General features: G+C 67.8%; 4 protein-coding genes. All 4 read right to left on the bottom strand.

From position 1 onward, the window contains the following. Positions 1–28 precede the first annotated feature (28 nt). Positions 29–6379 carry a non-ribosomal peptide synthetase gene (locus GFY24_RS29935; protein ID WP_153808467.1) on the bottom strand — a complete coding sequence of 2117 codons (6351 nt, stop codon included), beginning with the start codon at positions 6377–6379 and terminating at the stop codon, positions 29–31. 69 nt (positions 6380–6448) lie between these two features. Next, positions 6449–10162, bottom strand: a complete 3714-nt coding sequence (locus GFY24_RS42355) for a non-ribosomal peptide synthetase (protein WP_228566772.1) — start codon at positions 10160–10162, stop codon at positions 6449–6451. A 206-nt stretch (positions 10163–10368) separates the two neighbouring features. Next, on the bottom strand, positions 10369–15009 hold the full coding sequence (locus tag GFY24_RS29950; RefSeq protein ID WP_309231510.1) for an AMP-binding protein: 4641 nt from the start codon (positions 15007–15009) through the stop codon (positions 10369–10371). Continuing rightward, a complete protein-coding gene (locus GFY24_RS29960; RefSeq protein ID WP_153808468.1) occupies positions 15006–16721 on the bottom strand; it encodes a condensation domain-containing protein in 1716 nt (571 codons plus the stop codon). Before GFY24_RS29960 ends, GFY24_RS29950 begins: the two co-directional genes overlap by 4 nt. Positions 16722–16725 lie beyond the last annotated feature (4 nt).

Below are 16725 nucleotides of genomic sequence, written 5' to 3' on the forward strand. Positions count from 1 at the left end.
GAATTCCGGGTACGCGAATTCCGGGCGCTCACTGCCACATTCGACGCATTACCAGCAGGCCGTGATCCTCGTCGCCGATGACGGCGGCCGCGTCGATGCGGTTGTCCGGGGCGGCGGCAATGGCGCGCAGGGTGTCATGGAAGGCCGCCTCGATGATCTCGGCCTCGGTGTCGTCGAAGGAGTCCTCCGCATAGAAGACCACAGCCTGGACGCCGTCGCCGGGCAGCAGTGAATTGGCGGGGAAGATCATCACCAGTAGCGCGTTATCGGTCGCGCCACCGCCCTCGAAGCTGACCAGGTCCAGATTCGCCTGCGCCAGTAGGGCTTCCAGTTCTTCGCGGCCGGGCGGATAGGACTGGAAGACGAACATGGAGTCGAAGAGCCTGCGCACACCGGTGGCGCGGATGGCGGAGGTGAGGCGGTATTGATGGAATTCCATGAGTTCGACTCGGCGGCGCTGGATTTCGGCCAGCAGCTCACGCCAGCTGGCCGCACCGCGAAGCCCGACCGCCACCGGAATGGTGTTGGCGAAGCAGCCGACGGCATTGTCCACCTCGTCGAGATCGGCGGGGCGTCCGGAGACCACCTCACCGAATACCGCTGTCTCCGAACCTGTTACGTAGCGCAGCACATTGGCCCAGGCGAGCTGGCAGATCACACTGAAGGTGGTGCCCAGTTCGGCGGCGAGCGCGGTGAGCCGATCCACTACCTCGGCATCGATGACGGCGGAGCGGCCGGTGGGCACACCACCACCCTCGGGCACCCGGTTGGGTGCCACCAGGCACGGCTGTACACCGTCGAGGTATCCGGACCACGCGGCTTCGGTGGCCGCCTCACGATCCTGGGTCAGGCGGAGGAATTCGGCGAAGGTGTCCGGATTTCCGAGTGGTGCGGCGGTCCCGTCGCTGAGGTAGGCGGCGAAGATCTCCTGTGGCAGCAGCTGCCCCGACCAGCCGTCGGTGAGCAGATGATGCGAGGTCAGCACCAGCATGTGCACCGCCCCGGGCAGGTGCACGACCGTGGCCCGGGTGAGCGGACCCCGGGAGAGATCGAACTGCTCGCCCTGATCGGCCCGCAGGAAATCCTGTAGCCGCTGATCGGCATCCGGGCGCGCGGCGAAGTCGACCTCGCGAACCGGGACGGCCACGTGATCGGTGACGATCGCATACGGCTGACCGGCATGCGATACCGAAATCGCCACGCGCAGATTGGGATAGCGGTTGATCACCGTATCCAGGGCGGCGGTCAGGCGTGGCATGTCCACTGCGCCGCGCACGGCGATCATGGTCTGCACATTGTAGAAATCCTTGCCGCCGGATCCGAGCGCGGTGAAGTACAGCCCCGCCTGCATGGGTGCGAGCGGATGCACATCGGCGAACGTGCCGTACAGCGTCTGCCAGCGGTCCAGATCCAGCTGGGTGACCTCGCGGGCCAGCACATCACCAGGCGTGAAGCGGCGGCTGGAGTCGTCGCGCACCGTCTTGGCGAAATCGCGCAGGCCACCGGCCCACAGGTCGGCGAACTCGTGCACCTCGGCCTCGGTGAGCACCCCGGCGGGGAAACGGAAGGAGGCGCGCAGGCTGGCGCGATCACCGTCGGTGACGGTCACGGTATTCACGTCCAGGACCGCCGCCACCGGCATGGCAGCGTCCGCGTGACCACCGAGGTAACCGAATTCCGGTGCGGCCGCCCAGATTTCGGCCGACTCGGCGACGGCGAAGCGGCCCATGTAGTTGAAGCTGAGCTGCGGTGCGGGCCGATCGCCCAGCACGTCGTGGCCCGGCTCGTTCAACCAGCGCAGCAGACCCCAGCCGATACCGGAATCCGGGACGGCCGACAACTGCTCCTTGACCGCCTTCACCGCGTCCACCAGATCGGTCTCGATGCCCCTCATGACATCGAGAGCGACCGGGTAAGTGCTGGTGAACCAGCCCACGGTGTTCGCGAGATCGGCTCCGGCGAAGAGGTTTTCGATCCGGCCGTGCCGCTCCATGGTGAGCGCGACGGTCCCGGTATCGCGGTCCCGCGCCCGCCGGAAGCGATGCACGGCAACGGCAAGCGCCGCCACCTGGATATCCAGGAAATCGCAGCCGAAAGCCTGGGCACCGGTGGTCATCAGGAACCGGGTGTCCTCGGCGTCCAATTCGGTGGTGACCTCACACAGGGTCGCGATGGTGTCCACCGCCGGGTCGAAGGCACGTGCACCGAGCAGCGGATCGGCACACTCGGCGATCTGCTGCCAGCGCGGCAATTCGCCTGCGAGAGAGTCACTCTCGGCGTACCGCGCCAGATTCGTATTCCAGGCCCGCACCGATGTGCCGGTCTCCGGTTCGAGCACACCGTCCTGCCAGAACGCGCGCAGATCATCGTGCAGGATGCGCCAGGAGACGCCGTCCACCACCAGGTGGTGGATCACCAGCAGCAGGCGGCCGACAGCCCGATCCGGGGTCCGCACCCACACCGCGCCGACCATCCGCCCGGCAAACGGATCCAGCCCGGCCCCGACAGCATGCAGCCGCTCCTGCAACACCGCACCGGCGGTGAGTTCCCATTCCTCCCCGGCAATCTCGACCTCGACCAGCTCGACCGGCGGATACCCCGCACCGACCTCCGGCATGTAGTAGGCAAGGCCCCCATCCTTACCTGCGGCCAGCTCATCCCCCGTCATCCCGGCACGTTTTTGGCCGGGCTCCACCTCCTCAGCGTGGATTCCGGCCGAAAGCGCGCCGGAATGACGGGGGGAGGCCTCACCATCGGGTGTGGGCGCGACGTCGAGTCGGGCCCGCAGCAGGGGGTGCCTGTCGAGCAAGGCGCGCACGGCCGCGGTGAGGCGTTCCGCTGTGGCGTCCGGTGGGGTGACGACGGCGGTGGCCTGGCTGTATCCGGTGTATTCGCCGGCCTTTTCGACCAGCATGGCGGCGATGGGGTTGAGCGGGATCCAGCCGGTGTCCGCGCCCGCGTCGAACAGGGCTGGTGCGCTGGTCTCGGTGATGGGGGTGGTCGCGGCGGCGATGGCGGCAATGGTGCGGGCATCGAAGAGAGCACTGGTGGTGATGGCCAGGCCGCGCTTCTTGAGGGCTGAGGCCATGCGGATGGCGGTGATGGAGTCGCCGCCCAGCGCCAGGAAGTCGTCATCGGCGGCGAGAGTGAGATCGTCGGTCAAGCCGAGTACCTGGCGAACGGCCTCGGCGACAAGGGTTTCCGGGCCGTCGCTCAAATCCCGGCCGCGTCCGGTGCTGCCGCCGAGATCCGGCTCCGGGAGGGCGCGGCGATCCAGTTTGCCGTTCGCGGTGAGTGGTAGCGATGCCATGCGCACCAGGGCTGCCGGAATCATGTACTCGGGCAGGCGTTCCGCAAGGTACGCGCGGATGGTTACGGCAATTGCCGTCTCGGAATCGGTGGCGCACAACGAATTCGGTTCGGCGACGTAATAGCCGACCAGGACCGAATCATTCCCTCGCGGCACAGCGATGGCGGCGGCCGAACCGATACCGGGCATGCGGCGCAGCGTCGTACCGATCTCGCCGAGTTCGATACGGTGACCGCGAATCTTGACCTGATCGTCCACGCGACCCAGGTATTCCAGGCGGCCACGCGAATTCCAGCGCACGATATCGCCGGTACGGTACATACGCGCACCGGATTCGGGGGCGAAGGGGCAGGCCACGAAGGTGCCGGAGCTCAGCCCCGGGCGGCGATGGTAGCCCTGGGCCAACTGCACGCCGCCCAGATACAGCTCACCGGTGACACCCGGCGATACCTGCCGCAGCTGCTCGTCGAGGACGAAGACCGACGAATTCGATTCGGGCACACCGATGAGCGCCGAGCGGATCTCATCGCCGCCCCGGGTGCCCGCGAAATCCTCATGGGTGAGGTCCATGGCGGCCTCGGTCGGACCGTACAGGCCGAGCACGGTGCCACCGAAGACGCGGCTCGCCTCCTCCACCAGGGCGGGGGGCACAGATTCGCCGCCGAGGTAGACGTAGCGCATGGACTGCAAGCGTTCCGGGTCCGGACCTGCGTCGAGGAAGGCACGGGTCACGCTCGGCACCAGGGACAGCTGAGTCACCCTGTGCCGGTGAATGATTTCGGCCAGGGCCTCCACATCGGCCTGCCACCACTCCGGATGCGGGAGCACGGTCGCCGAACCGGTACACAGCGCATTGACCAGTTCGAAGACCGAGACATCGAAGCCGATCGGGGCCTTCTGCAGAATGCGCTCCTCGCCGAAGCCGAGGTAGTCACGCATCCACTGCACGTGATTGGCGATAGCGCGGTGATGGATGACCACGCCTTTGGGACGCCCGGTAGTGCCGGACGTGTAGAGCAAGTAGGCGGCATCCAGCGGATGGATGGGGCGGGCCAGTTCATCCGCGCGCACCGGAGTGGCATCGGCGGCGGCCAATTCGGCGAGAATGGCCGGGTCGGTGAGGTCCAGCAACGCGGATGACCCCCCGCTGTGGATCCCGGCCAAAAGCGCGCCGGGATGACGGGGGGAATCGGGGGCGATCGTGGTGACCATGAGGGTGAGTTCGGAGTCGTCGAGCATGTACTCGATGCGGTCCTGCGGGTAGCTCGGGTCTGCGGGGACGTAGACTGCGCCCGCGCGCAGGACGGCCGCGAAGATGACCGGGAGCCATTCGCTGCGTTCGGCGTAGACGCCGATCCGATCACCGTTGCGCACACCGCGTTTCAGCAGCAGGCGGGTGAATCCGTTTACGCGGGAGTCGAATTCGGTGTAGTCGAGTTCGATGTCGTCGAATATCACCGCGACCCGGTCCGGATGTTCTTGTGCCGACGCGCGGATCATGGCGTCGACGGTTTCGGGGGTGATGGCGGGGCGGTCACCGTGGGACCAGTCGGCCAGGCGGGCGCGGTCTGAGGCGGAGAGGGTCTCGAGCGAAGCGAGGGTCGCGCCCGGGGTGGCAGCGGCCAGGATCTGATCGATGTATTCGTGCAGTCGTTCGATGGTGCCGCGATCGAAAAGGTCTGTGCGGTAGGTGATCTGCACATCGGTGCGGTCGGCGTGCATGAAGGTCTCCACGACCAGCGGCAGTAGTGCGCCGCCATTGTCGATGAGTTCCCAACTGGTGGTCGCGCCCGGCAGCTGTGGGCCGTCGATCTTCTGGTGCAGGAAAAGCACCATGGTGTCGAAGAGTTTGGAGCCGACATGTCCGGTGGCGCTGTTCGCCGCGCGGACAATGCCCTCCTGCGGAAAATGCTTGTGCCGGAACGCTTCCGTGGTGGTGGCGCGCACCTGATCCACCAGTTCGGCGAAGGTGTTCGCGCCCGCGCCGGTGCAGCGCAGCGGAATCATATTGGAGAGATTGCCGATCAGGAACTCCTGACCGGACTCCTCACGATTGGCCACCGTGGTGCCGATGACGATATCGCGCTGACCGGTGGTCTGGCGCAGCGCCAGATAGTAGGCGGCCAGGAACACCGCGAACGGGGTGCTGCGCAGATCAGTGGAGAGTCGCCGCAGATTGGCGTCCGCGCGCTCACCCAGCAGCCGGTCGAAGCGGTCGCCGCGCTCGGTGATGGTGACCGGGCGGCGATCGCAGGGCAGTTGGAGTTCGGGGACTTCACCATCGAATTGGCTTGCCCAGAAATCGATTTCGGCGCCGTGGTCACCGTCGAGGTGGCGGTCCTGCTCCCATTCGGCGAAGTCGGCGACCTGTAGCCGCAGCGGCTCCACCGTAATGTCGCCGGTGCGCGCCTGACGGTAGAAGTTCTCCACATCGCGCGAGAGGGCGGGCAGGGTCATCCCGTCCCAGGCGATGTGCTGGATCACCAGCAGAACGACCAAGCGATCGGGGCGGGTGCGGGCGAAGGTGACGCGCAGTGAGGACTCCGACGACAGGTCGAAGGTCTCGTACGCGGCCGCCCGGGTCAGTTCGGCCAGTCGACGGTCGGCCTCGGCCGCATTCCCTGCGGCGCAGTCGATTTCGGCGCGCGGTCCGTCGGCCGCTCCCGCTGCGGTGTGGCCGATTTCGGCCGGTCGCCCGTCCGTCGCACCCGTGGCGGTGAGGTCGATATCGGTCAGCCGGGGTGGCAGGTCATCGTGAATGCGCTGGTAGGGGTTGCCCTGCTCGTCATTGTGGTAGGTGGTGCGCAGTACCTCATGTCGTCGCACCAATGCCAGGAACGAGCGGCGCAGTGCGTCCGCGTCCACCTCACCGTCGAAAGTCAGTGCCAGACACAGGTTGTAGGCGGCGCTGTCGGGGGTGATCTGCTGATGCGCCCAGACATAGCGCTGCCCGAACGACAGGGCCGCGCGGGTGCGATCGCGGCGCACCGGCACCGCGGGTGCGGCCGCCAGGCCTGCGGTGGCGAGGCGGGCCGCCATTGCTGCCTGTAGGTCTTCCAGCGACTTCATCAGGTGAGAACCAATCCTTGTCCTTCGAGAAACCCCTGCGCCGGAGCGTTTTCCGACGCATCGAATCGATCAGCGCGCGGCGACCGGCTCCGGATTCGGGATCTCGGCGAGCTCGAGCAGAATGCGGGCGACCTGATCCAGCCGGTCCGCGCCGGTCTCCTCGGCGAGGAGGGTGGCGCAGATACCGCGCACGGTGCGGCCCTCCAGCACCGCGGTGACACCGAAACGATCCAGAGCGAGCAGGCCGCGCAGTTTGGCGGTGAGGGTGGTGGCGAGAATCGAATTGCCGCCGATGTCGAAGAAATCCGTTGCCACACCGAGCTTCTCGATACCGAGGACCGTGGCGGCGATGTATTCGACGGCGGCCTCGAGCGCGGTCTCCGGGGCGAGGTAGGCATCGCGGGCGGCGTCGTCATCGGCGGCCACCATGCGGCGGATGGCAGCGCGATCGAGTTTTCCGTTGCCGGTCAACGGGATCGCGGGGACCAGTTCCAGGATTTCGGGAATCATGTGTGCAGGCAGCAGGTCTCGCACACCGGCAAGTACGACGTCGGTGGAGATCGCGCCCTCGGCCGCGGCGACCGCGGCCAGTCGGCCCGAATCGGTCACCAGCGCAACGGCTTCGCGAATACCCGGCTGCGCCGCCAAAGCCGACTCGACCTCGCCGAGCTCGACGCGGAAGCCACGGATCTTCACCTGATGGTCGGCGCGGCCCAGGAAGTCCAGGGTGCCGTCGGGCAGGTAGCGGGCCATATCGCCGGTGCGGTACCAGCGCACACCGTCGACGGTGACGAAACGATCGGCGGTGCGCTCGGGATCGCCACGGTAACCATCGGCGACGCTCAGCCCGCCGATCCACAGTTCACCCGGCACCCAGTCCGGGCAGTCCTCATCACGCGAATTCACCACGCGGCAGCGCACATTCGCCATCGGGGTGCCGTACGGGACATTGACCCGGTCGAGCGGGTACGCGTCGGCGATCTCGCAGACGGTGGAGTGGATGGCGGTCTCGGTGGTACCGCCCAGGCCCGCGAAACGCACACCGGGCACGAGCTCCCGGAAGCGGTGGCCCTGCTGGGATTTCACCCGATCACCGCCGGTAATGACCACCCGCACGGTGCGTAGCTGTTCGGCGGTGGCGGTATCCAACAGCATGGTGATCAAACCGGGAGCGCAATTCACCACCGTCACACCGGTTTCCGCGATCAACGCGGACCAGGCGACGGCATCGCGTTCGATACTCGCCTCGACCACGACGACCGCGCCACCCAGTGAGAGTGGGGCGAAGATATCGAACACCGACAGGTCGAACTCCAGCGCCGACAACCCGATGGTGTGATCGTCCGAGCCCAGATCGAAGTGGGTGATGATGGCGTCGATGGTGTTCGCCGCCGCACGATGACTCACCTCGACACCCTTGGGCTCACCGGTCGAACCGGAGGTGAACAGCACATACGCCACCGAATCGGTCGGCGCGATATGCGGTGCGTCCAACCGCTCCCCCGCGAATGCGTCGGCAATCAGCAGCGAAGTCACCTGCGCGGGCAGCTCCGCGGGAGCATCGATCAGCACCACCCGCGCCCCACCGCGCTCCAGGATCCGATCACGCCGGGCTTGCGGCTGCTCGGTGCTGATCGGCAGGTACGTCGCACCGGCGGCGAGCACACCCAGCACAGCCGGAATCTGCCTGTGCCCCTTGGCAATCATGACGGCGACGGTGTCGCCGGGCCGCACACCGGCATCGGCCAGCGCGCGACCGACCGCCAACGCCTGCCCCGCCAGCTCGCCATACGTGCTGCCGAATCCGAGGGCGAAGGCGGCAGGCCCTCCTTCGTCATCCCGGCATGCTTTTGGCCGGGATCCACGCCAGCTGTCGTCCTGCGGGTTTTGGTGGATCCCGGCCAAAAGCGCGCCGGGATGACGGGGTGCGGTCGCACCGGAATGATGGGGTGCGGTCGCACCGGGGTGGCGGGGTGGGGTCACACCGGGGTGGCAGGGGGATTCATCCGAGGCGTGCCAGCGCAAGGCGGGACGGTCGGGGTGGCGGTGGGCCAGGGCGAAGAAGGCTTCGTGCAGGGTGCGGGGGCCGCCGAGTTCGAGGTCGGTGGCGTTGACGGTCTCACGGACCGCGCGCTGGGCCGGGGGCAGGGCGATGGCGAGGTCGGCATGCCAGTCCGCGCCGTCGGCCACCAATCCGTCCAGGAGCGTGCGGAATTCGGTGAACATGGCCTCGTCGACACCCTCGGGCAGGGCATCCCGTCGCAGGTCCCAGTTCACCAGGAGGCCGCCGTTCAGCTCTACGACCTGGGCGTCCAGGTCCACCTGCGGGCCCTGGGAGATGATCCATACCGGCTCGCCGAAGACGCCAAGCACCCGGTCGGAGAAGAGTTCGCCGAGGTCCAGACCGGAGGTGAAGACCACCGACGGGGTGACCGGTGCGCCGTGCAGGCGGCCCAGATCCCGCAGCACGTCGAGGCCCTCGTAGACCGAATGCGCCGCGCAGGTGTGCAATTCGCGCTGTAGTCGCTTGGTGCGGTCCACCATGGATTCGCGGCGGGTGGCGTCCACATCGACCAGTACCGAATTGGTGAAGTCGCCGACCACTCGGTCGATATCGTCGTGCAGGGGTTCACGGTTGAACAGCGGCACATTCAGCAGAAAGCGCTGCTGTGCGGACCAGCGGGCAATGACCTCGGAGAACACGGTGGCCAGGGTTACCGCCGGAGTCACGCCGTGGCTGTGCGCGTGCTGGTTCAACCGCCGGCGGGCCGCCGGGTCGAACCAATGATGCAGGCGCACACTGCGACTCGGGTCGCCGCGCTCGGTCTCGGGCAGCACCGGCAGCGCGGGAATGCCGGGCAGGTCACCCAGTCGGTCGGCCCACCAGTCGCGGTCGGCCGAATTATCCGGGGCGGCTTGCTCTTTCGCGGCCAGGTAGGCACGGAAGGTGTAGCCGAGGGAATCGGTGAGATCGGTATCGGCCTCGTACAGCGTCGCCAGATCCTCCAGGATGCGGCGGTAGCTCTGCGCGTCGCCGGCGAGCATATCCACATCCACGTGCAGGCGATGCCCACCACCCGACAGCAGTGACAGCGCGATATCGATGACCTGCCCGGCCTCCACATCCATGCGCTGATGACTCTTGGTCTGGCGCAAGCGCTCCAGTTCGGCGGCCTCGGAATCGGCTTTCAGGGTGAGCGATTCGAAAACCGGGCGCCGCGGTTCCGGCAGGGTCTGCTGGGTGCCGCTGTCGGTGAACCGGGCGCGCAGCTGCTCATGCCGATGCACCAGGCGGGTGACCGCGCGGCGCAAGCGTTCGGGATCGAGGCCGTTACCGTCGAACTCGACGTACAGGTGGGCGGCGACACCGCCGAGCGCCTGATCCTGACGACGGCCCATCCAGTAGGCGTGCTGCATGGTCGCGAGGCCGAATTCGTCACCGGGCGCGGTGGATTCGCCGCGGCCGGCCTCGGGGTTCGCGTGCGTGGCGCTATCGGACGCAACGTCGGCTGTCGCGCCTGCGCCACTACTGGTCGATGCCGTGGATTCGAGAGTCGTGACGCGGCCCGCGAGCAACAGGTCGGTCCAGGCGGCGAGGGTCGGCTCCAGGGCGAGGGCGGAGCTGCGAACCTCGTAGCCCTGTTTGCGCCACTTCGCGGAGAGTTGCATGAGCTTCATGGAGTGCATGCCGAGGCTGACGAGATCGTCGTCGTCACCGATCGATTCGGGCGCGACGTCCAGCGCCGCCGCCACGAGTGCGCGAATCCCAGCCTTGTCGAGCATCGAACTCCTCATCCTGCGAACGGTCCGCCTCCAGGAGGCACCAAAGGTAGGCTTGCCTAACCTCACAGGGATGTTAGCCCATGCTTACTTGAGCCGTGAAGGGGTGTGGTTTGGCTAACCTAAATTAGTGAGTAAAACGCCCTGACAAGGAGATACACCGAATAGGGCCCACCGGAAAACTCCCGTGGACCCCGTCGACAAAACAGTCAGCCCGCCCGGACCCCCGCGAATTCAGCCAATACCGCCGCCCAGCGCTCGGCGCGCGCATCGACCGCCAGACCATCGAGCACAGCCGTATTCACATCGAACTGCGCCACCAGTGACGGACGGCCGTCCCGCGGCACCACCGCCGTGGTGATATCCACGCTGAACCGCAGCGGCAGATCCGGATGCGCCGCCACCCCGAACTCACCGGTGAACTCCGACAGCGGCGCGGGCGACCAAGAGCCGGAACCGAATTGGAGTACGTCGAAGCGGCCCAGATGGTTGATGCGCAATTGCCCGCGCGCGGAGAAAGTACGCTCCGACAAATCCGGCCGTGCGCCTTGCGACCCGTCCGCCACCGCATCGCGGTCGAACAGGCCCGCCGAGGTTGCTCCCGGAGTCCAATCCGCTGGCGAGCCCGGCACCAGTACCGTCTCCTCGACGGTGAACCAGCCGACTCGGCGGGTGTCGTCGTCATCCGGGCGGCCGTGGGATTCACGGGTGATCGCGACGCGGCCACCCGCATCGGCGATATCCGGGAAGGTGCGGGCACACGCCAGAATCAGCGCGTCCTCCAGTGGGAGGGTGGCCTGCGCGCAGGCGGCCAAGAGTTGTTCGGTGTGCTCCGGGCCGAGCTCCACCACACGTTGGGTGACCTTGCCGGCGCGGTCCTGGGCCGGATCGGTGAGCCGGCCCGCCAGCGGTGTGCCGAGGATTTCGGTGCCGGAAGTGATTGCCGCCGTATCGGGTTCGCCGAATGGTTCCTCATTCAGCGGCGGGTGGCCCTGCTCCAGGCGGCGCAGATCGTCCACCAGGATCAGCCAGGACACCACATCCACCGCGAGGTGATGGATCGACAGCAGCAGTCGCCGCTGCGGGCCGGAGAGGATGGTGACGGCGAGCATCAGGCCCGCCTCCGGATCCAGCCGGGCTACGGTATCGGTGAGATATGTTGCGGGAGAGCCTGTTCCGTCGGATTCCCGCAGCCACACCGGGTGTGGTGGCAGCTCTTCGACCCGTAGGGCATGGCCGTCCACCTCGGCGACCAGGCGTGAACGCAACGTCGGATGGGCGGTCGCGAGAGCGGAGACGCGGTCCGCGATCGCCGCCACCGAAACATCGTCCGGCAACGAAATCACCTGGGACTGCGCCAGATAGCGATAGCCGCCATTGCCGATGATCTCGCGGGCCAGCGCGGTCAGCGGGAGCAGCGTACCGGCGGGCGTGATCTCCGCCGCCGCACGCTCCTCCCCCGCCGCGACGAGTTCGTCCAGGCGGGCCGCCAGGTCGCGAAGATCACCGGCGGCCAGTACATCCCGGGCCGCGATACGGAAACCCGCACCGCGCAAACGGGATACGAGGTCGATCACGCCGATACTGTCGATGCCGAGATCGACCAGGCTGTCGGTGATCGCCGGGGCGGAGCCCGCCGCGCCGTGTGCGGCGATCACCCCGAGCAATGTGCGCTCGGTCTCGGTGGCGGGCGCACCACCGCCGGACCCTGCCACCGGTGCGGTGAGCAAGGTGGTGGCGGCGTGGACGTCGAGTTTGTCGTTGCGGTTCAACGGGATTTCGCCGACCGGAACGATGCGAGTGGGGACGAGGAAGCGCGGGAGGCGCTGTGCCAAGGCCGCACGCAACTGCGGTACCGGGACCTCGCTCACCACCAATGCGCCCAGGCGGGTGCGGCCATTGCCGGTGTAGGCCAGGACTGCCGCGTGCTCGACACCGTCGAGTTCGCGGAGCACCACGGCTGCCTCGTCGGGTTCCACGCGGTAGCCGTTGATCTTGACCTGACTGTCGATACGGCCCTCGTAGACGACCGTGCCGTCGGTGGCGCGGCGCACGAGATCTCCTGTGCGGTAACGTCTTCCATCCGTCCCGGCCACGAAGGCCGCGGCAGTCGTCGCCGGACGGCCCAGATAGCCCAGCGCCAATTGCGGACCCGACAGGTACAACTCGCCCAGTCCGCCCGGCGGCACCGGACGCAGGCGGTGATCGAGAATCTCGGCGGTCATTCGGTCGAAGGTGCGGCCGATGGTCGGCGAATCATGTTCGTGCACATCGGCCATGAGCGCCTCGACCGTGGTCTCGGTCGGACCGTAGAAATTGATGACACGGGTATCCGGCAGGGCGCTCAAACGCCTCCAGGTATCCGGATCGATGGCCTCACCACCCAGCGCGAGCACCGCGAGGGGGCAGTGCTCAGCGCCATCGCGCTCGGTGAAGAGCCCGAAAGCTATGAGACGCGGCAACATCGACGGCGAGGTATCGAAAATATCGATGCCATGGCGGGTGACAGCCGCCGCGATCTGCTCGGCATCGGTGCGCGCATGCTCCCCCAGCATGACCACGGTGTGCCCGCTCAATAGCGCGACCGTCGGCTGCCACGCGGCATCGAAACCGGTCGACCAGCCGTGCCCGATCCGCAACTGCCGCCCGATCCGCTCCGCCGCCGGGGCGAAAATGCGGCGCTCATGATTGGCCCAGTGGCTCAGCAGCGCACCATGCGGCACCACAACACCTTTCGGGCGGCCCGTGGTGCCGGAGGTGAAGATGACATAGAACGGTGTCGCCGGCAGCGCGATCGGCAACGCGATCGGCATATCCGCGGCGGCGGGGGCCTGGCCGATGAACCGCAGTTCGCCGGTACCGGTGGGGACGCCGTGCGCGAAGTCCACGCCCTGCGCGCGGACCTGCACCAGCACATCCACCAGATCCTCGGCACCTAGCACCAGGCGCGCGCCGGAAGACTCCAGGAGGTACGCCAGGCGATCCGGTGGGGTGCCCGGATCGACGTGCACGCAGACACCGCCGGCATGGGCAATGGCGAAGGGTGCGTGCAGCACTCGGCGATCGCGCGGGAGCACCACGGCCACCGCGTCACCGGGGCGCAGGCCATGTGCGCGCAGGTGAGTGGCGAGAGTGCTTACCGCAGCACCGAATTCGGTGAACGAGTGCTCGCCTTCGGCATCGATTACGGCGACGGCGCTCCCCGAGCGCGCGGCGGCCGCCAACAGGACATCGGAGACCGATGCGCGACCCGCGTCGGAAGCTGCGCTGTCGGCATCCGCGGTAGGGCCACATCGCCCCGTCATTCCGGCGTGTTTTCGGCCGAAATCCACCGAATCCTGTTGAAGTGCCCCGGATGTGGATCCCGGCCGAAAGCGTGCCGGGATGACGAGGGGCTGCTCGGCGGTTACGCCCGAGTCCGCAGCGGGCGAGGTCGTGTCGATTACAGCGCTTGGATCCATGACGCCCGGGGCCGGGTTCGCGGCGGCTGGACCGGCGTGCGCGGCGGTCAGGGCGGCGGGTTCGGCGGTCACGGCAGGTTCGGCGGTCAGGGCGGCGGGTTCGTCATTCAGGAGGAGGGGTATGGCGCTGGCCTGGGTGGCGGCTGTCAGGCGGTGGACTACGGCGAGCATGCGGCGGGCCAGGCGGTCGGGGGTGAAGCGGGAGACCAGGTCTGGGCGAATTTCCACGCGGGTGATGAGTTGGCCGTGTTCCAGGACCGGGACTACCGCGATGGGGTAGTGGCTGGGGGAATCTACGCGGCGTGGGAGGAGGCGGGCTCCGCCGCCCATGGGCATGTCGGCGGTAACCGCGCCCAGGGGGGTGTTTTCGAAGACCAGGAGGGTGTCGAAGAGTTGGTTGCCGCCGGTGTGGCGGGTGATTTCGGCTATGCCGAGGTATTCGTGGGGGCGTAGCTGCGCTACTTCGCGTTGTAGGGCGGTGCCTATTTCGGCGGGGGCACGGTTGTCCAGGCGGACTCGGATGGGGATGGTGGTGACCAGCGCGCCCACCAGTCGTTCGGCATTGGGGAGGGAGGCGTCGCGGCCGGAGGTAGTTTGGCCGAAGACCACGTCGTCGCGGCCGGTGAGGCCGGAAAGGACTCGGGCCCACGCCATTTGGAGCAGGGTGTTGAGGGTCAGGCCATGATTGCGGGCCCAGGTGGTTACCTGCTCGGTTTCCTCGCGGGTGAAGCGGGCCTCGCCCAGGACGGGGATATCGGCGGGGGCGGGCGCCGCGAGCATGGACATGGGGGTGAGGCCGTCCAGTGCCCGCGTCCATGCCGCGATGGAGGCGGCGGTGTCCCGGCTCGCCAGCCAGGCGGCGTGCTCACGTAGTGGCGGGGCGGGCGTCAGGGCTGCGGCCGAACCACTGTGCAGGGCAATGAGATCCGCGAACAGCAGGGGGATGGACCAGCCGTCGATAATGATGTGGTGGGCGGTGCAGACCACCTCATAGGCGTCCTCGCAGACGCGGGCGGCGGTGACCCGGAACAGCGGGCCGCGATCCAGATCCAGGCGGCGGCGGCCCTCATCCCAATAGAGTTGGCGCGCGGCCGCTTCCAGGTCGGCGGCCGAGCGCAGATCCAGTTCGCGCCAGCCGATCCGGCCGTCCGTGGTGGTGACCAGCACCGGATGCGGCAGGCCGTCGGTCACGACCGCACCACCCAGATGCGGGTAGCGGTCCAGCAGACCGTCGAAAGCCGTACGCAGCGTGGAGAGTTCGGCCAGGCCCTCGATCCGCACCGCGAAGGTGACCAGGTACGGGTCGACCGCACCGGAGGCGACACTGACCGAATACAGGCCGCGCTGCAGCGGAGACAGCGCGACGACATCGAGAATTCGCACGCTCACCGGGCGGCTAGCTTTCCGGCCAGGGCGTTCAACGCGGCGGCGTCGAGTCCGGAGGCGGCCATAGGGGCCACCTCGGCGACGGGCTCGTTTGTTGCCGAAGCACTTTCGGCGGCGAGGTGCTCGGCCATCTCGAAGACGGCGGGGAACTCGAACACCTTCTGCACATCCAGGATGTGACCCTGTTCGGCGAGCACTGTGACGAAGCGCAGCGCGGCCACACTGTCACCGCCGAGCGCGAAGAAGTTGTCCCCGCGGCCGACCTCGTCCTGCTCGTCCAACTCCAGGATCTCCCGCAGTGCGGCGGCGATGGCTCGCTCCGCCTCGTTCTGCGGCGGGCCGCCGAGACCGGAAATGGCGAACGGATCCAGGTCCAGGGAGTCGCCATCCGAAACGAACCAGCCGCACGGTGTCACCTCGACCATCGCGGCCGTTGCGGAATCCGGTGCCGCCGACCAGGATTCGGCGATACGCGCCAGTAGCCGAGCGAACGCGTCCGCCGGGTGGCGGCGGGACAGCGCCTCGGCCAGATCGACCGTCACGGTCCAGCCGTTCGCGGTGGTGACCGCGTCGACAATCAACTCCACGCCGTGCGGGCGAGCCACCGCACGGGCGATTTCACGCACGGTGCCGCCGTCGGCGGCGAACTCGAGCGCGCTCCGCACGCCGACCAGCACTTGGAACAGACCGCCCCGCGCCGCACCGCCCGGTCCGCGCAGCTGATGGGTGAGGCGTTCGATCCGGGTACCCGCGTGGGCACGCGCCCGCGCCAGCAACTCGGCGGTAGCGCCGACCAGCTCTACCGGCGCGCCCCTGACCGGCGAATCCACCCGCAGTACAACATAGTTGGCGAAATTGCCGACCACCTCCGTGCCGGCTTCGGTGCGCGCCGCGTCGGCGACGCCGATCAGCACATCCACGCCCGCACCGAGTGCGCGCAGCGCTTCGGCCACCAGTGCAGTCAGCATGGCGACCGGTTCGACGGTCGGTGAAGCGACCGATTCGGGGGTCGGCGCGACAGCCACCGCCTCGGTAATCGCGGCCAGGACTGCCGCGGGCAGGTCGGTACCGGCACGCGCGCTGCGCGGGGTGGACGGGCGTGGACCGGTAGGGAGCAGCTGGTCGGGTAAATCCGCCAGGTGCTCGGTCCAGAAAGCCAGCGAATCATCGGAAGCCGCCAGGGATTTCAGTTGGGCGGCGGTGAAATTGCGGTATTGCGCGGTAGCTTGCACCGGATCGGTCGAGCACAGCTGGGCCGCCAGCAGGTCGAGGGTTCGGTCATCGGCGGCGACCGGGTGCGCCGCGAGTGAGAGGACCGCCCGCTCGGCCAATCGGTAGACCCGGATGCGAATCGGGAATTCACGGACCAGGTCGAAGCCGTGACCGGCATCGGTCAGGAGCGCGGGAGTCAGTGCGGCATCGGCGATCTCGATAGTCTCGGCCGCTACCGTCGGGGCGGACTCCACCCGCTGATAGGGCACTCGCCGATCGTCCGGGTAGACCGAACGCAGGATCTCATGTGCGGCAAACACTTCCGCCGCACGATCCACCACGCCGTCCGCGAGTGTGGCCGGAATCTCCAGTGCCAAAAACACATTGGCGGCAGCGGTGCGCGCCAACCGGCCCGGGAGCAAGGCCGCCTGCTGGGCCGGGGACAGCGGCAGGCCGCGGTCGCCGGTGGGGCGTGCCGATACGGCGTGGGTATCGAGTGTCATGGGG

The organism is Nocardia sp. SYP-A9097 (assembly GCF_009649815.1).
GTDB lineage: Bacteria > Actinomycetota > Actinomycetes > Mycobacteriales > Mycobacteriaceae > Nocardia.